The 16,769-nt window shown below is 68.3% G+C and carries 15 protein-coding genes; 9 read left to right on the top strand and 6 right to left on the bottom strand.

The window, feature by feature from the left end:
• Positions 1-48 precede the first annotated feature (48 nt).
• Positions 49-372: a thioredoxin gene (gene trxA / locus ACWEV3_RS17940; protein WP_452614939.1), complete on the top strand. Its 324-nt coding sequence runs from the start codon at positions 49-51 to the stop codon at positions 370-372.
• A 632-nt stretch (positions 373-1,004) separates the two neighbouring features.
• The gene (locus ACWEV3_RS17935; protein ID WP_452614938.1) at positions 1,005-1,142 is read left to right on the top strand and encodes a hypothetical protein; all 138 of its coding nucleotides are present in this window, start codon (positions 1,005-1,007) and stop codon (positions 1,140-1,142) included.
• Between the two features lie 70 nt (positions 1,143-1,212).
• Here the strand turns inward: ACWEV3_RS17935 and ACWEV3_RS17930 are convergent, their stop codons facing one another.
• From ACWEV3_RS17930 to ACWEV3_RS17920, 3 genes are read right to left on the bottom strand one after another with little or no spacing between them, the layout of a single operon-like run.
• Complete coding sequence (locus tag ACWEV3_RS17930) at positions 1,213-2,697, bottom strand: aldehyde dehydrogenase (RefSeq protein WP_452614937.1); 1,485 nt, start codon at positions 2,695-2,697, stop codon at positions 1,213-1,215.
• 26 nt (positions 2,698-2,723) lie between these two features.
• The gene (locus ACWEV3_RS17925) at positions 2,724-4,043 is read right to left on the bottom strand and encodes an MFS transporter (protein ID WP_452614936.1); all 1,320 of its coding nucleotides are present in this window, start codon (positions 4,041-4,043) and stop codon (positions 2,724-2,726) included.
• Positions 4,040-5,446, bottom strand: a complete 1,407-nt coding sequence (locus ACWEV3_RS17920; RefSeq protein ID WP_452614935.1) for an FAD-binding protein — start codon at positions 5,444-5,446, stop codon at positions 4,040-4,042. Before ACWEV3_RS17920 ends, ACWEV3_RS17925 begins: the two co-directional genes overlap by 4 nt.
• 149 nt (positions 5,447-5,595) lie before the next feature.
• Here ACWEV3_RS17920 and ACWEV3_RS17915 point away from each other — a divergent pair, with 149 nt between their 5' ends.
• From ACWEV3_RS17915 to acnA, 4 genes are read left to right on the top strand one after another with little or no spacing between them, the layout of a single operon-like run.
• A complete protein-coding gene (locus ACWEV3_RS17915) occupies positions 5,596-6,372 on the top strand; it encodes an IclR family transcriptional regulator (RefSeq protein WP_452614934.1) in 777 nt (258 codons plus the stop codon).
• Positions 6,369-7,574 carry a CaiB/BaiF CoA transferase family protein gene (locus ACWEV3_RS17910; protein ID WP_452614933.1) on the top strand — a complete coding sequence of 402 codons (1,206 nt, stop codon included), beginning with the start codon at positions 6,369-6,371 and terminating at the stop codon, positions 7,572-7,574. Before ACWEV3_RS17915 ends, ACWEV3_RS17910 begins: the two co-directional genes overlap by 4 nt.
• Positions 7,571-8,413 (top strand): citryl-CoA lyase, encoded by an 843-nt coding sequence (locus ACWEV3_RS17905; protein ID WP_452614932.1) that lies wholly within the window; start codon positions 7,571-7,573, stop codon positions 8,411-8,413. The genes ACWEV3_RS17910 and ACWEV3_RS17905 overlap by 4 nt, the downstream gene beginning before the upstream one ends.
• A complete protein-coding gene (acnA, locus tag ACWEV3_RS17900; protein WP_452614931.1) occupies positions 8,410-10,953 on the top strand; it encodes an aconitate hydratase AcnA in 2,544 nt (847 codons plus the stop codon). Before ACWEV3_RS17905 ends, acnA begins: the two co-directional genes overlap by 4 nt.
• 47 nt (positions 10,954-11,000) lie before the next feature.
• On the opposite strand, the gene ACWEV3_RS17895 is transcribed toward acnA, so the two are convergent.
• Together ACWEV3_RS17895 and ACWEV3_RS17890 are read right to left on the bottom strand one after the other, a co-directional pair.
• On the bottom strand, positions 11,001-11,918 hold the full coding sequence (locus ACWEV3_RS17895; RefSeq protein ID WP_452614930.1) for an NADP-dependent oxidoreductase: 918 nt from the start codon (positions 11,916-11,918) through the stop codon (positions 11,001-11,003).
• 653 nt (positions 11,919-12,571) lie between these two features.
• Positions 12,572-13,210, bottom strand: a complete 639-nt coding sequence (locus tag ACWEV3_RS17890; RefSeq protein WP_452614929.1) for a type VII secretion system-associated protein — start codon at positions 13,208-13,210, stop codon at positions 12,572-12,574.
• A gap of 712 nt (positions 13,211-13,922) precedes the next feature.
• On the opposite strand from ACWEV3_RS17890, the gene ACWEV3_RS17885 reads away from it, so the two are divergent.
• Positions 13,923-14,264, top strand: a complete 342-nt coding sequence (locus ACWEV3_RS17885; RefSeq protein WP_452614928.1) for a hypothetical protein — start codon at positions 13,923-13,925, stop codon at positions 14,262-14,264.
• A 206-nt stretch (positions 14,265-14,470) separates the two neighbouring features.
• A complete protein-coding gene (locus ACWEV3_RS17880) occupies positions 14,471-15,454 on the top strand; it encodes a hypothetical protein (RefSeq protein ID WP_452614927.1) in 984 nt (327 codons plus the stop codon).
• Positions 15,455-15,824: 370 nt separating this feature from the next.
• On the opposite strand, the gene ACWEV3_RS17875 is transcribed toward ACWEV3_RS17880, so the two are convergent.
• Positions 15,825-16,466, bottom strand: coding sequence for a sigma-70 family RNA polymerase sigma factor (locus ACWEV3_RS17875; RefSeq protein ID WP_452614926.1), 642 nt, complete (start codon positions 16,464-16,466; stop codon positions 15,825-15,827).
• A gap of 72 nt (positions 16,467-16,538) precedes the next feature.
• Between ACWEV3_RS17875 and ACWEV3_RS17870 the strand changes: the two genes are divergently transcribed.
• Positions 16,539-16,742: a hypothetical protein gene (locus tag ACWEV3_RS17870; RefSeq protein ID WP_452614925.1), complete on the top strand. Its 204-nt coding sequence runs from the start codon at positions 16,539-16,541 to the stop codon at positions 16,740-16,742.
• The last annotated feature ends 27 nt before the right edge of the window (positions 16,743-16,769 follow it).

Below are 16,769 nucleotides of genomic sequence, written 5' to 3'. Positions count from 1 at the left end.
GTGGTCGGTGGGACCAGCCGTTGCGATGCGAGGAGAACGGAACTCTTGATGACCAACACCGTGAAAGTCACTGACGCCACCTTGGACGCGGAGTTGGCGGGGGACAAGCCGACCGTGGTCAACTTCTGGGCGACCTGGTGCGGCCCGTGCCGGATGCTCGCGCCGATCCTGGAGGAGATCGCCGGGGAGAACGCGGAGAAGTTCAAGGTCGGCAAGGTGAACATCGACGAGAACCCGCGGCTGGCGATGCGCTACCAGGTCATGGGCGTGCCCACGACGATTGTGTTCCGCAACGGCGTGGAGGTCACCCGCGTGATGGGTGCCAAGCCGAAGGCGGCGTTGCTCGCCGATCTCACCCCGCACATCGGCTGACCCGAACTGCGAGCAGCGGCGCGCGAACGAACGCCGGCGCCTCCTGTCCGGGGCCGCTCCGTGGGGAGCCAGAGCTGATCGACGAGGGGGTGAGGTATGTCCTGGAGAGCTCGCAACGGGGAGGAAACGAACATAGGTATGCCGTTGCGCGGTGCCGAGTACGACCGCCCGTGCCGCGAATCATGCTGCGCCGCATGCGGGATCACGAAGGAACTCAAGGCGCGACTGGCTCGCGCATGTGGTGTGGAGCGGGCTCCTGTCTCGTTGCGCGCGCAGTTGCAGGAGAAGATCCGTGCGGCCTACCGAAGCGCTGGAGCTCTCGCTGACTGCGGGTCGCGTCGAGAAGGTCCTGCCGAGAAGTCGAGGATCGAAGGCGAGGAGTAGATCGGGCGGGTCTTGCGCCCGGCGCTACTGGCGGGTCGTGGTTCGGGGCGAAAGGCGGTGGAGTTCGACGTCGCGGAGGCGGCCGGCTGACCTACCCGGACACCGCTTCGCACCAGGGCGGATGAGGCTATCGGCAAGGACAAGGTCGAGCTACTGCGCCAGGGCGAGCTCGGGTTCGGCCTGGTACGTCGGCCGATCGAGGAAGAAGCCCTGCAAACGCGCTGCGGTCGAAGGATGCAGTTGTCGGCATGCCCGAACTCGCGTGGTTACCGTTCGCGACCAACCCGCCGCGCGAACAACTCGCACTCGCGACGACAGCGGTCGGCACCTGGCCAGCGCTGCTGGAGGCTGCGGCCGAGCTCGCCAGCCGGCCCCTCGCGGCATGACCGGCCGAAGGCCCGCCGGCGTCGGTCAGGGCCGACGTCGGCGGGTGTGCGGATGACGGGTATCGGCGCATCACGCCCTTGGGTTGAACGGGTCGGTGATGGTGTTGCCGGTGTCGATCCAGACGGTCTTGACCTCGGTGTACTCCTCGATGGCGTGGAAGCCGTTCTCCCTGCCGATCCCGCTCTCCTTGAATCCGCCGAAGGGCGCGACGTAGTTCGTCTTGCGATAGTTGTTCACCCAGACGCTCCCGGCTCGCAGCCGCCGGACCATGCGGTGGGCGCGGGCGACGTCGCGGGTCCACACGCCAGCGGCGAGCCCGAACGACGTATCGTTGGCGATCCGGACGGCATCGTCCTCGTCGCGGAACCTGATCACCACGGCCACCGGCCCGAACACCTCCTCGCGGGCGATGCGCATGTCGTTGGTGACATCAGTGAAGACGGTGGGCCGGACGAAGAGCCCCTTGCTCAGCGAGGGATCGTCGGGACGCCCGCCACCGGTGACCAAGCGCGCGCCGTCGGCCTTGGCGACCTCGATGTAGTTCAGCACCTTGTCGTACTGGGCCTGGCAGGCGACTGTACCCATCTCGGTCTCCGGATCGAGCGGGTCACCGAGCTTGATCTGCACGGTCTTCTCGACCAGCGCTGTGGTGAACTCGTCGTAGATGTCGTCATGGACGAGGACGCGCGACCCCGCCATGCAGGTCTGCCCGGTCGCGGCGAAGATCCCAGCGATCACGCCGTTGACGGCGCCTGCGAGGTCGGCGTCGGGGAAGACGATGTTGGGGGACTTGCCGCCCAGTTCCAGCGACACGCGAGCGAGCCGCTCGGCGGCGGAAACCGCGATCCTCTTGCCGACGGCGGTCGAACCGGTGAAGGCGATCTTGTCGATGCCGCGGTGCTCGGCCAGGGCCGCACCCGTCAGGCCGGCGCCGGTCACCACGTTGACCACGCCGTCCGGGAAGCCGGCTTCCTGGACGAGGCGGGCGAGGACCAAAGTGGACACCGGGGTGATCTCCGACGGCTTGATCACGATGGTGTTCCCGGCGGCCAGCGCGGGGCAGAGCTTCCACAGCAGCAACGCCAGCGGGCTGTTCCACGGGGTGATCGCCGCGACCACGCCGATCGGTTCGCGCACCGTGAAGACCTGCATGTTGGGCACGCTGCTGGCGAGGGTCTCGCCGAGGGGGCTTTCGGCGACCCCGGCGAAGAAGTAGCAGTGGTTGGCCAGCGCCTTCGTCTGGCCCGCTACCTCCCGGATGAGCTTGCCGTTCTCCAGCACCTGGATGCGGGCGAGCTCGTCGGCGTTCTCCTTGATGAGGTCGCCGAACTTGCGCAGCAGCGTCGCGCGCTGCAGTGGTGTCGCCCGGGACCACGGTCCTTCTTCGAAGGCGCGCCGGGCGGCGGTCACGGCGTCGTCGACGTCCTCGGCGGTGGCTGCCGGAACCTGCGCCCAAGCGTTGCCGTCGAAGGGGTTGACCGATGCGAACGTGGCGCAGTCAGAGGCTTCGCGCCACTTCCCGTCGATCAACATCGAGTAGTTCTCGGTGGCCATGTTGGTGTTTCTCCCAAATTTTCTCGTCAGGCGGAAGTGGGCAGAGCGGGTTCGGCGGCGGGTTCCGCCGCAGGTTTCCGTTGCGAGGTGCCGACAACGGCGAGGGCCGAGATGATGGCGGACGCGATGGTCAGCAGCGCGAGCGGCCACCAGCGGGTGCCGTCGCCCACCACGGCTTCGGCGATGAACGGCGTCGGAGCGCTGAAGATCAAAGCCGCCAGGGCATTGCTCAGCGCGGTGCCGCTGTAGCGGACGCGGGTGTCGAATTGGTCGGCGATGACGCTCGACACCACGGAGTAGATCGTGGCGTGGGCGCCGAGCATCATCGCGGTGATCACGACGCCGGTCGCGAAGGCGTGGCCGCCATCCATGAGCCAGAAGAACGGGAACGCCGCTGCGGCGGTGAACGCGACGCCCCCGAACAGGACGGCGCGAGCCCCGATCCGGTCGCTCAGCGCCGCCACCGCGGGCAGCATCAGGAGGTCGACGACCGCGGCGATCATGACGAGCAGCAGTGCGGTGTTGCGCGACATCCCGAGCGCGGTCGTCGCGTAGGTCAGGAAGTACACCGAGATGATGTAGAAGACGACGTTCACCGACGCTTGCAGGCCGATGCTGACCGCGAGGCCCCGCAGGGCGTGGGCGAAGACCTCGCCGATGGGCAGCCGCGCCGTTTCCCCGGCCGACTTCAGCTCCTTGAACTGCTCGGGTTCAGTGACGCCGAGCCGGATCACGAGCCCGACGGCGACGAGGACGAAACCCGCGAGGAACGGGATGCGCCAGCCCCAGCTGAGCAGCTGGTCGTCGGGAAGTGCCGAGACGGCTGACATCACAGCGGTGGCGAGGACCAGGCCGAGCGGGCTGCCCATCTGCGGAGCGGAGCCGTAGAGGCGTCGGCGGGACGTGGGCGCGTGCTCGACCGACATCAGGACCGCGCCGCCCCATTCGCCGCCCACGGCCAGCCCCTGCAGCAGGCGCAGCACGACGAGCAGGACGGGCGCCCAGACACCGATCGTGTTGTAGCCGGGCAGCACGCCGATCATCCCGGTCGATGCGCCCATGATGCCGAGGGTGGCGATCAGGGTGGTCTTCCGGCCGAGTTTGTCGCCGAGGTGCCCGAACACCGCCGCGCCGACGGGCCGGGCGATGAACGCGACGCCGAGGGTGGCGAACGAGGCCAGCCGACCGCTGTGCGCATCGACCGACGGGAAGAACAGGTCGCCGAACACGAGTGCCGCGGCGAGCCCGTAGATGAAGAAGTCGAACCATTCAATCGTGGTGCCGACGAGGCTGGCGGTGGCAGCGCGCCGGGACATCCGTCCGGCGGCCCGCGCTGGTCGTGTCATGGCCGGCTTCCCTCCGGGCAGGCCGTCGCGATCGGGGCGGAGGAGCGCGACGCAGCGGCGTTGCCGGCGATGCGGCCGAACACGAGGGCGCGCAGGACGGAGGTAGCTCCGGGGTACTTGCCGTGGTAGATGCCGGCGACCTCGCCGACGGCGTACAGGCCGGGAATCGGTTCGCCGCCGCGGCCGATCACTTGGGCGTGCTCGTCGGTCTTCAAGCCACCGAAGGTGAAGGTGATGGCGCAGGTGACGGGCCAGGCCACGTATGGCGGTTCGTCGATCGGGCGTGCCCAGTTGGACTTCGGCGGTTCGAGATCGGTCGTCGAAACCCGGTCGAGGGTGGTGACATCGAGCGGGCCCGGCCGGGCAGCGGCGTTGTACTCGTCGACCGTGGCGACGAACTGCGCGGCGTCGATGCCGAGACGGTCGGCCAGTTCCGGCAGCGTCTGCGCGGTCTCCGGTTCACGGTCGGTGAGTACCGCGCGGGCGATGTCCTGGCGCACGAGCTTCTGGTCGGCAATGAGGTAGGCGAACTGGTCGGCGTCGCTCCAGATCCGGTATGCGACGGATTCGAACGTGTTGTCCGGTGTGTCGGCGCCTTCGTCGACGAACCGTTTCCCGCGGTGGTCGACCAGGATTCCGTACGGGTAGACCATGACCAGTGCTTCGGCCGAGCGGGTGCGCGGGTCGACCGGCTCGCCGTGGAACCGGTCGAACTGGCCGTCGGTCGCGGCACCGGCGCGGATGCCCATCTCGATGCCTTCGCCCCGGTTGGCGCGCCCGCCGGGTGCGATGGGGGAGAGCTCGTGGCCGCGCTCGCCGAGATACCGGTCGAGGAGTTCGGCGCTGCCTTCGAAACCGCCGCAGGCGAGGACGACCGTGGTCGCTTCCCAGCGCGTCCCGTCCGTCGCGATGACGCCGACGACGGCGCCGCTGTTGTCCTGGACGAGGTCCTGGGCGGTCGCCTCGTACTCGATGGTGCCGCCGAGGGCTTCGACGCGTGCGGCGAGGGTTTCCACGATCGCCGCGCCACCTCCGGCGGGCATCAGCCGCGGGCCTTTCGAGGTCAGGAAGTAGGTGATGTCTGACTTGGTGGCGACCCCGTTCTCGTTGAGCCACGTCATGGTCGGCCGCGCGAGTTCGGCGAGCCGGCCGATGATGGCGGAGTCGGTCCTGCCGTCGCTCAGTTCGAGCATCCGGGAGGAGAAGTCCGCCGCCGGGGTGCCGTCCTCTTCGAGCCGGAAGAACGAGCCGGTCCATGCCGTGTTGCCGCCACGTTGGGCCTTCGACGTGCGTTCGAGCACGACTACCCGGCCGCCAGGGAAGGACTGCAGGAACTGGACCGCGGTGGCGAGCCCACCGGCCCCGCACCCGACCACGACCAGGTCTGCCTGTTGTCGATCCACGAAACTCCCTTTCTCCATCGCACCATTGAGCGGTTAACGAGTTCCGCTGAGCAGTCCGATCGGCTGCACAAAGAGCGAAACATGGGACAACGCCTGCGTCAACCCATCATGTGGTTTACATAAACCGCATAATGGTCTAGCTTGACGGCATGGTTGAGACTGGCACCGCTTCCACGCGGGTCGACGGAGGCGTGCGGAGCATCGCGCGGGCCGTCGAGGTGTTGGAGCTTTTCGACGTGGCACATCCGATCCGGCAGCTGCGCGAGCTGGTCGCGCTGACCGGGTTGCCGAAGACGACGGTGGTGCGGCTGCTGGCGACGCTCGAATCGCTCGGGCTGATCGTCGACCGGGGCGATTCCTCCTACGGGCCCGGGCCGGGTTTCCTGCGCTGGGTCAAGCTCGCGGACTCCCTCTGGGAGGTTGGTGCCGAGGCGCGGCAGATCATGTCCGGCCTGATCGACGACTGCGGGGAGACTGTCAACGTCTACATCCGGCAGGGCCTGAACCGGATCGCGATCGCCCAGGTAGAAGGAACGGCCACGGTCCGCAGCGTCGTCGAGGTAGGAGTGCCCTACCCGCTGGCCACGGGGGCCGCGGCCAAGATCCTGCTCGGCGGGGTGCCGGAGGAGGTGTTGCGCGATCTCGTCGCCCAGCGTTCCGACCTGCAGCTGAAGCCGCTGCGCCGCGAGGTCGCAAGCATCCGGGAAGCGGGCTACGCGGTGACCCACGGCGAACGCGAACTGGGTGCGTCCGCTGTAGCGGCACCGATCGTCGCCGCGGACGGCCGGGTGATCGCGGCGTTGTCCATGAGCGGGCCGACCTCGCGGTTCACCGCGGACCGGGTCGGTCGCTACGTCGACGCCGTGACCGCCGCAGCCCGCGAGATCAGCAACGCCGGCCTCGGCCCCGTGGAGGTGTTCCTATGACCACCGACCTGCTCGAAGGCGTGCGTGTGCTCGACCTCACCAACGTGCTGGCTGGGCCGTTCGCCGGTTACCAGCTTGCGTTGATGGGCGCCGATGTGATCAAGGTCGAGACCCCGGGAACGGGGGACCTCGCCCGGCAGCTCGGCGCGGACCCGGAGCTGTCCGCCGAGCACATCGGGGTGTCCTTCCTGGCGCAGAACTCAGGAAAGCGCTCCATCACCGTGAATCTCAAGACAGCGGGCGGTAAGGAGGTGTTCGCCAAACTCGTGGCGAACGCGGACGTGCTGCTGGAAAACTTCCGGCCCGGCGTCCTGGAGCGGCTCGGGTTCGGCTGGAACAGGTTGCGCGAGATCAACCGCAGGCTGGTCTACTGCGCCGTTTCCGGATTCGGGTCGACGGGACCGATGCGCGACAGGCCCGCGTACGACCAGGTCATCCAGGGACTTGCCGGCATCATGAGCGTGACCGGGACGAAGGAGACCGCGCCGCTGCGCGTCGGCTTCCCGGTGTGCGACAGCTTCGGCGGGCTGGCCGCGGCGTTCGCCGTCTCATCGGCCCTGATCCGCCAACGCCGCACGGGTGAAGGCGCCTTCCTCGACACCTCGATGCTCGACGCCGCGCTCACGTCGATGGGATGGGTGGTCTCCGACCACCTGATCGCCGGGCGGGAACCGGCGCCGATGGCCAACGAGAACATCACCGCCGCACCGTCCGGGACGTTCGACACCGCTGACGGCGCGCTCAACATCGCGGCGAACAAGCAGGAGCAGTACGAAACCCTTTGCCGGGTCCTGGATCGCGATGAGTTGATCTCCGATCCGCGCTTCGTCACCCGCGAGGACCGCAAGCGCAACCGAGACGTCCTGCGCACGGAGCTGGAGACGTCGCTGAAGTTGCGAACAGCGGTGGAGTGGAACGAGATCCTGCTCGGGACCGGAGTCCCCGCCGCGCCGGTGTTTTCCGTGCCGGAGGCGTTGGCCTGCGACCAGGTTTCGCACCGCGAGCTCGTCACCGCGATCGCCTCCCCAGCGGCCAGCGGCGGTGAGGTGCGGGTGCTCGGCTCACCGACCTGGGTGGATGGTTCCCGGGTCTCCCCGGGCTCGCGGCCGCCGAAGCTGGGCGAGCACACCGACGAGATCCTGGGTGAACTCGGCTTCGGGGACGTCGAGGTCACCCGACTGCGGGAGGAGAAGGCGGTATGAGTTCCGCGCGAGAGGCGGCCATCCGCACGACCTCGACCCGCGACGTCACCGACTGGTGGTCCACGGCCGTCTCCGACATCGAACCCGGGGTCATCCGGCTGCGTGGCTACCCAGTTCAGGACCTGATCGGCACCACCGGATTCGCGGCGATGATCTGGCTGATGGTCCGCGGTGAACTCCCCAGCGAGGCGCAAGCCGCCCTCCTGGAGAAGGCGCTCGTCGCCGCGGTGGACCACGGCCCCCAGGCGCCGTCGATCGCCGCGGCCCGGATGGCCGCCACCTGCGGCGTCGGGTTGCACGGTGCGATGTCGACCGGCGTCGGGCTGCTCGGCGACGTGCACGGGGGAGCAGGACAGCAGTGCATGGAGGTGCTCGCGGAGATCCGCGAGATGTCGGAACAGGACGGTCTCGAATCCGCGGTCACCCGGAAGCTGGCGCAGTTCCGGGCGCAACGTCGGCACGTGCCCGGCTTCGGCCACCGGTTCCACCCCCGGGACCCGCGGCGCGACCCGCTCCTGCGAGCGGTCGCGGAGCAGGTCACCGCCGGCACCGTCGAGGGACGCCACCTGGCGATCGCAGAGGAACTGGAACGGCAGTTGGCAGTGGGCCGCGCCAAGCCGGTGCCGATGAACATCGATGGCGTGACGGCGGTCGTCTACGTCGAGCTCGGATTCTCACCAGAGCTGGGGCGTGGCCTGTTCATCCTGTCCCGGTCGGTCGGGATCCTGGCCCACGCCTGGGAGGAGACCATGTCCGGGCGCCGGATCAAGGGGCCGATCCCGCCCCCGCTGCTGCCGACATATGTCGGCGCTGACGAGCGCCCGGTGCGACGGCCATGAAACTCGATTCGTTCCACGCGGTGCGCTCGTTGCAGGGCGCAACCGGCTTCGTCAGCTTGCAAGCGGCGGAGGAAGCGGGGGCGGGGCCGCTCGGCCGCCTCCCCTACGCCAGCCGTGTCCTGGTGGAGAACGTGCTGCGGCACGAGAACGGCCGAACCGTGACGGCCGATCACGTGCGCGCACTGGCCAACCGCGACACATCAGCGTCGATTCCCTTCCTACCGGAACGGGTTCTGCTGCAGGACGCGTCGGGCATCCCCGTGCTGGCGGACATGATCACGCTGCAGGAACGCGCCGCCGAACTGGGCCTGGATCCGGCTCTCGTCGCACCCCGCCGTCGCATGGATCTCGTCGTGGACCACGCGTTGGAGCTCGACGTCGCCGGCACGGTGGAGGCGGCCGAGCTGAACCTCAACCACGAGTACGACCGCCACGCGGACCGATACCGGTTCCTGCGCTGGGCGCAGACGCGGTTCCCGAACCTGCGGGTCGTTCCGCCCGGCATCGGAATCTGCCACCAACTCAACCTGGAAGTGCTGGCGGACGTGGTCACCGGCCGCGGCTCGCTGGCCCGGTTCGATTCCGTCGTCGGCACCGACAGCCACACGACGATGATCAACGCGTTGTCAGTGCCCGGCTGGGGTGTCGGGGGAATCGAGGCCACCGCGGTCGCGCTCGGCGAGCCGATCCTGATCCGGGTGCCCGCGGTCGTCGGGGTGCGGCTGACCGGTGCGCTGCGGCCGGGAGTCCTGGCGACGGACCTGGCCCTCACGCTCGCCGCCACGTTGCGGGCGCACGGGGTGGTTCAGCGGATCATCGAGTTCCACGGCCCGGGCTTGGCCGGGCTACCGGTGCCCGACCGCGCCACCGTGGCGAACATGGCGCCCGAGTACGGCGCGACTATGGCGTACTTTCCCGCCGACGCCCGCACCCTGGCGTACCTCGCCCGCACCGGGCGTCCGGTCGATCCGGTTCGCGACTACCTCGCAGCGCAAGGCATGTTGTACGACTCCGAGCCGGACTACGACGACGTGCTGGAGCTGGACCTGAGCGAGGTGGAACGGACGATGGCGGGCCCTTCGCGTCCACATCAGACACTCCGTCCCGCTGACCTCTCGTCGGGCTCTTCCCGCGAGGAGGGGCTCTCCGATGGGGCCGTGGTGATCGCAGCCATCACCAGCTGCACCAACACCTCGAATCCGCGTGCAATGGCGGCCGGCGGACTGCTGGCCCGAAATGCCGTAGCACGCGGACTCGCCACTGCCCCGTGGACGAAGACTTCGCTGACACCCGGCTCGCAGGCGACCGCCGAACTGTTGCGAACCAGCGGTTTGCAGTCCGCACTCGACGAACTCGGCTTTCAGGTAGCGGGTTTCGGTTGCGGGACCTGCATGGGCAATTCCGGTCCGCTGCCCGGCGAGGTGGCGCGGCAGATCCGCCACCGCGGCCTGAGCGTTTCCGCCGTGCTGTCGGGCAACCGGAACTTCCCGGGCCGCATCCACCCCGACGTCACCGACGCGTACCTCGCCTCGCCGCCCCTCGTCGTCGCCTACGCCATCGCCGGGCGAACCACGATCGACCTCGACCGCGAATCGCTCGGGACCGACAATGCGGGTGAACCCGTTCTGCTGCAGGACATCTGGCCCACCGACGAGGAGATCGACGCTGTCGTCGGCGCTGCCGGAGAGCCAGCGCTGGGCGCATCGCTGCCCGTGACCACCGGGCGGTGGGAACAACTGCCGCACCCCTGCAGTGAAAGCTACGCCTGGGAAGCCGAAACCGGCATGATCCGCCGGCCCCCGTTCGCCGACGCCGACGTGAGTGGGCCGATGCGAGAGGGGAACATCGTCGGTGCCCGGCCGCTGCTCGTCCTCGGCGACGACATCACCACCGACCACATCTCCCCGGTGTCGCGCATCCTGCCCGATTCGGCTGCGGGGAAGTGGCTCACCGAACGCGGTGTGCCGCCGGGTGCACTTGGCAGCTTCAGCGCCAGGCGGCTCAACCACGACGTGATGCTCCGCGGCGGTTTCGCGAACCCCCGGCTCCGCAACAAGCTGGTGGAGGGCCGCGGCGGTGGCTGGACCCGTCTGCTACCCGACGGCGAGGTGATGCCCGTCCACGTGGCGGCCGCTGCCTACGAGCGGCGCGGCACTCCCGTGGTCGTAGTCGCCGGCCGGTCCTACGGTGCCGGTTCAGCCCGCGACTGGGCCGCGAAGGTGACCCGGCTGCTCGGGGTTCAAGCGGTGCTCGCGGCCAGCTTCGAACGCATTCATCGCACGAACCTCGTCGCGCTGGGCGTGCTTCCTGTCGAATGCCCGTCGCTGAGCGGATTCGAAGTGGACGGCGCCGAGGAGTTCGACGTCCTCGGCCTGGAACCCGGTCCGCTCGTCAATGCGGCGCTGACCGTGGTCATCCGGCGGGGCGGGCGGAGAGTGTTCGAGGAGGCCGCGCTCGCTCGTGTCGACACCGAGACCGAAGAGGAGTGGATGCGCGCCGGCGGCGTGCTGTCCCGGCTGCTCACGGCCCCCGGCGGGTAGTAGCTGACCAGTCGGCATGACGGCGCTGTTGGCCTATTCCAGGGCGCTCAGGGGCGCACGCGAATGACGGTCTTGCCCTTGCGCCGCTCGGTCGGGTTGAGCGCAGGGACGGCGTCGTCGAGGGTCGCGACGGTTCCGATGTGCGTGCGAAGGCGCCCGTCCCGAACCCGGTCGACGATCTCCACCAGCTGACTCGGAACGGACTCGACGACGAAGTCGACCGCGAGGCCGTCGACAGGGCGAGCCTCAGCAGGCCCGACCACCGACACCAGCGTCCCGCCAGGCCGGATGATGCTCGCCGAGCGCCTTTGGATGTCACCGCCGATGACATCGAAGACCAGGTCGACCCCGCCGATGCCTTCGAGATCGTCGTCGTCGAGGTCGAGGAACTCGTTCGCGCCGAAGTCGAGCGCCGCCTGGCGGTCCGCCGCCCGGCCGGTACCGATGACGTAGGCGCCGAACTCCCGGGCGAGCTGCGTCACCACAGATCCGACCGCGCCGGCGGCGCCGTGTGCGAGGACGCTCTGCCCCGCCTGAAGACGACCGTGCTGGAACAGGCCTTGCCATGCGGTCAGGCCGGAGATCGGCAGGCTCGCACCCACCGTGAAGTCGACGTTTCCCGGCAGCGGCGCAAGGTTGCGCGCCTCCACGGCCGTGTACTCGGCCAGGGTTCCATCGCGGTGCCAGTCCGTGATCCCGAACACCCGCTGTCCCAGCGAGAGTCCCGTCGTGCCGTAGCCGAGGGAGGTGACCACTCCGGCGAACTCGTGGCCGATGATCGCCTGGGCTCGATCGTGACCGGAGCGATCGACCCACGTCGAGGGCCACTCCCACTCTGCGGGGACGAAGCCCGACGCTTGGACTTCAACGACGACGTCGTTGATCGCCGGCGTCGGCTCAGGCCGCTCCGCGAGTGTGATCCCGGCTGCTTCCGCGGCCTGATCCGTCGCGACGATTGCCTTCATCGGTACCTCCGGGTGTCTACCAGCCGCTCCATCTTCTGATCTTTCGCCACGAGCGGCGACTTCCGCCGTCGGCCCTGGGACAAGTTCAGAATCATGCCTTCGACATCGGCACCGACCGTGGCTGGCTGAAGCTCGCCAGGTAGAGGGACCGCCGGGGTACAGGAGAAACCTGTGAAGTGGCCGGGTAGTGCCTGGTCAGGCGTCGTTGGGGTGTTGGTAAGGAAGCTGTCACCAGCCGCAAACGAGTACGGCTCCTTGGCCGCGGTACGCCGTGCGAGCAGGCCCAGCCAGACCACCATTTCCATCGTGACGCCGCGAGGACTCTGCGAGCCCGGGGTCGCCCTCGTTCCGGCAGGCGAAGGCGTCCACATTGGCCCCGCTTCGGCGACGTGCTCGGCGCCGGTCAGCTCGAAGATCTGCTCCTTCGTGAGACCGGAGTAGGCGGGGTCCTCCGCGATCAGGTACTCGGCCGTGAACCCGTCCTCTCAGGGCCGGACCCTGCATCTCGCTCGGCATGGCCTGCCACGCCTCGTCGTCGCTGAAGTCGCTGCGGACCATTCGGGGCGGATGAGCGATTCGTTGCCGGTGGCGGCGATGCGCGATGATGCCGTGAGCCGCGTACGAGGCGGGTGCTGATCACGATCGCAGGCGAGTCACTCCGCCGTCACGTACTCGGTGAACATGTCGCGGATCAGCCGGACCGACGCGGGCCCACCGGGGTTGAAAAGCACGTCCACCTGGTACTCCTGGAGCAGATCGCTCAGCTCCACCGCGGTGACCTCGGCACGCCAGCCGTCGGCGTGCACCCGGAACCGCTGCGCGGGCGCGGTGGACACCAGCAGCGACGGCACGTCATCCGGGGACGGCGCGATGACGGGGCGCCCATCGGCGTCGAGGGCCACGTCGAACACGCTCTCCTTCAGCACAGCGAACAACCCATCCGAGTCCACCTCGCCGCGCGCCAGGAGCTGGAGCGTCGCGTCCACTGGGTCGGTCGGCGACCCCGGCAGTGACGGCCGGTAGTCGGGGTTCGCGCGGAACCTCCCGACCGTGCCGTCCGCAGCCACCAGCCAACCACCGACGACCACCTGGAGCGGCGGGGCCTGGACCGCCCGCTCGGCCGCGCCGGTGGGCGTCTCGCCCTCCGCATCGCCGGCGACGTCTTCCCGCGCACTCGCCGCGTTCTCGGAGCCATCCGCGGGCTGCGCCTGCCAGGCAGGGTCGATCAGGAACACCAACCGATCCTCGCCGGCGGGCTGGTCATCAGGCCGGTCATTTCCTGGCGCCGTCATGTCGAATCCTTCCCGTCGAAAACCCTCGTCGAAACACTCTTCCACGACACCGCCCGTGAGGTCCACAAGAGACATTGACCAGCGAAAGCCGGTAAATCACAGGGCAAACCGGTTCGACGTGCTGGACAGTACGGGTCACGCCCTCACGCGCCCCCAGTGCCGATCTGACTCTGATCGCCACGACCAAGCCTCACCCGCGGTACAGGCACCTCCGCGACCGGATCCCGGAAACCAGGGTTCCCGACGCACCGCTAGTTCGGGCGCCCCGGTCAACTGAGCACGTGGACCGCCGCCCCACGGTGAATAACAACGTCCGCGACTTCCTCGATGGCGAGGAGGCGCACTGCGCGCTGACCGAACAGCAGCGGTCTAACTACTGCCCCGAAGCCCGACAGAGACCCAGCTGCAGGAATGATCCGGACGCCCTGGCGCAGCCTGCAGAGATCAGAACCCTCTGCCCCGCCCACGGTAGCGGACACCCGCGCACGATCGCCGACCCGGGTTCCTGGTCTGTCAGATCGGGAATGAATTCCCGCACTCCGAGGGCAATCCGGACCACCAGCTGTGGAGAGGGTGGCTCAGTCGACCTACCCTGGACGCCTACACGGCGTTCACCCACTCGCAGCGTTCCAACGGTCTCAACCGGCGCGATGCCGAAGCAGTAATTGATCAACTATTCCCTCGGGCATGCCGATCATTCAAGGAGGCAGACATGACTGTCATCGGCCATGGAATTATCGCCCCCGACCACCCACATCGTTTCACCGACGCCCTTGACCGGGTGTTCTTCCACATGGGTTCGGCCCTCGACGACGTTCAGGCGCGCAAGATCGCCGCCTACCTGGCTGACGGAAGACACTTGCCCGCGGCGGAAGCAATGGCCTCCATCGCAGCAGCCAAGCAGCGAACAATGTCAAGCGAAGACTGCAGCATCCTCCGCACGGTGGTTGAAGCATACAACGGCGATCTAACCCAAATCAGACGCATGGAATCACAGGTCGCCACCGGCACCCCGCCATCACGGTCAAAGCCCCATCTCCTCCGCCTGGCTTGACTCCTAGCCAGGCACGATGCAACGGAACCCCAGCCACAACACTTCAAAAACAGCTTTAGTGGTACAAAAGGCTCACGCCGGGAGTGACCAGTGAAATATCGCTCCGGGAAGCTACGGGGCGGGTGGCATTCCAATATCGGTTACCTGCCCGTCCGATCTCGGAAAGTCTCGGCGGGGCAACGTGGTTCTTCGGCAGAAGGTGCGGGATGGGTGAGCAGGACCAGGCGCGGCACGAGCTGTTGCTCCGGTGCGCGCCGGTGCTTCCCGACGACGTGGTGTGGCAGACGCGGCGCTGGCTGGCCGCCGGGCAGTGGTCGCACGCGGCGCGGTTGATCGCCCAAGTCTCCCTGGAACGAAACGAGCCGTTGCCGGCGGATTCCCGCGAGGTCCTGCTCCGCGGCGTGGACCCGGCCACCGCCGAGCTGGTCGCCTCGCTCGAAGACGCCGTGGACATGCCGGTGCTGCTGTGGGAGTTCCGCGCCGACGCAGACGACTTCTCGGTGGCGTGCGCGGACATCGTCGGCAAGTACCTGGATTCGCAGCCAGGGAAGCACACCGCGTGGCAGGCATGGCGCCTCCCCGAAAGCGGGGAGATGCGCGCCGCCCGGCTGGTGCACCTGGTGGAAACCCAAGCGGGGGCGGAGCCGCACGTACTGGCGGCGGAACTCGCGGACCGGCTGTGGGACGCGGGGCTGGCCAGCCCGCAGGTCGAGGTGTTCCGGCCGGAGAGCCGGCTGGACTTCCACTACCACGCGACGGCGTTGGTGGAGGGCCGGGAGATCCACTCGTTCGGCCCGCCGCCAACGATCGAGCTGGCCCGCTTCGACGAGGAGAGCGTGGAGCGCGAACCGGCCGGCCCGGACCGCGACGCGCAGATCGCCTACCTCAACTCGGGCGAACCGCTGACGGACGACGACACCCTGGTGCCGGATCTGCTGGCGGACGACGAAGAACCGGTCGTCCCGATCACGCTGCGCACCGACGGCGCCTGGATCTGGTCCGACCTGACGACGTTCTACCTGGAGAAGCACGGCATCGCGCTACCACCGGACCTGCGCACCCACATCGCGGAAGAGGGCCCGACGGCCCGCATCCCGACCCGCAGGGAATGGGTGGCGATGGTCGAGCTCGAAAACGCCACGCAGCCCGACCCGGGGGCATCCCGAGCGCGTAGCGCAGCGCGTGCCTGAGCTGGGGCGATTCGAAGGTGAGCGTGGTGCGGATCCGCCTGCGGGCCACCGCGGCCCGGATTCGGCTGGGCAGACCGACCGGGGTCCGATCGCCGTCGCGCATCGACGATCGCACGTCGTCAATTGCGTCCCACAGCCGGTGGCCGACTCCGCGACGGCGCCGTCCACGGAGACTACGCGCGAGGTTCACCAGATCCGTCCATTCTGGACGAGTCTGGTGAACCTCGGCGGCCATTGCGCTTGTTCGTGCGCGGCAGGCAGAAGGTCTCCGGTCGCGAGATGACCGTGCAGTGCGTCCGCGGGCGGTCAGGTATCGCAGCACGGCCGAAGGAACCCCTAGCCGCATGGTATTTCGTGGCGGGGCGCGCCGTCACGAGGCGATCGGCCTCGCGTCGAGTGGGCTCAGGAATGCGTTGCCGGCAACCCGTTCTGTCCGCTGGTGTTCCATCGCGCGCTTGAGGTTGCGCAGCGCGTGGTGCAGGCGCGACTTGACGGTGCCGACCGGAATGCCGAGCGTACCCGCCGCGCCCGAGGCCGTGCGGTCGGCGAAGTAAACCGCGTAGAGCACCGACCGGTGCGCGGGAACCAGCTTGTTCACCATGCCCGCGACGAACATCGCGTCGATCACGTCGTCGGAGTGATCGGTGTTGTGGTCGTACGACGTTTCCGCGGCCGCCTCGTCCACCTCAGCGGGGCGCGCACGCCGGGCCCGGATCCGGTCGATCGCGATGTTGTGGGCGACCCGGGTCAGCCAGCCCCACACCGTGCCGCGTTCGGGCGTGAACTGGTCGGCGTACTGCCAGGCGCGCAGCATCGTTTCCTGCACGACGTCTTCGGCGTGGTGCTGGTCGGAGAGGATTTGCGTGACGTACGACAACAGTCTCGGGTAGTAGTCGTCGTACAGATTCTTCAGCGTGGTCTCCGCATCGTCGGCGGTCGCGCGGCGCGGGGCGGTTTCGTCGCTCGCCCGGTCGCACGCGATTTCGTTCGGAACAGCTCGGAGTCTGGTCATGAGTCCGTCTTCATTCGATCTTCTGCCCCTGATCCGGCTGGAAAGTCCTGGTGAAGGAGTGGCGCGGAGCTAATGCGGGGACTGCTGGATTTGGGAACGATCCTGCTGGATTCGCGCGTACGTGAAATCGGGGAGATCACGTATATTTTCGGTTTTCCGCGCGATTTTCGATGTCGAACAGGCGGCGTTGCCGTGCCGGTGGCCGCCAATCCGTCCGAAAAATGTTCTTGTTCAACATTCGCGAGCCCGGCGGCCGGGTCGTCGGCGGCGGGTTGATTTCGGTGAATTCCGGGTAAATATCCT

It is taken from the genome of Saccharopolyspora sp. NPDC003752 (assembly GCF_053605825.1).
This window is presented reverse-complemented; position numbering and strand designations above follow the sequence as displayed.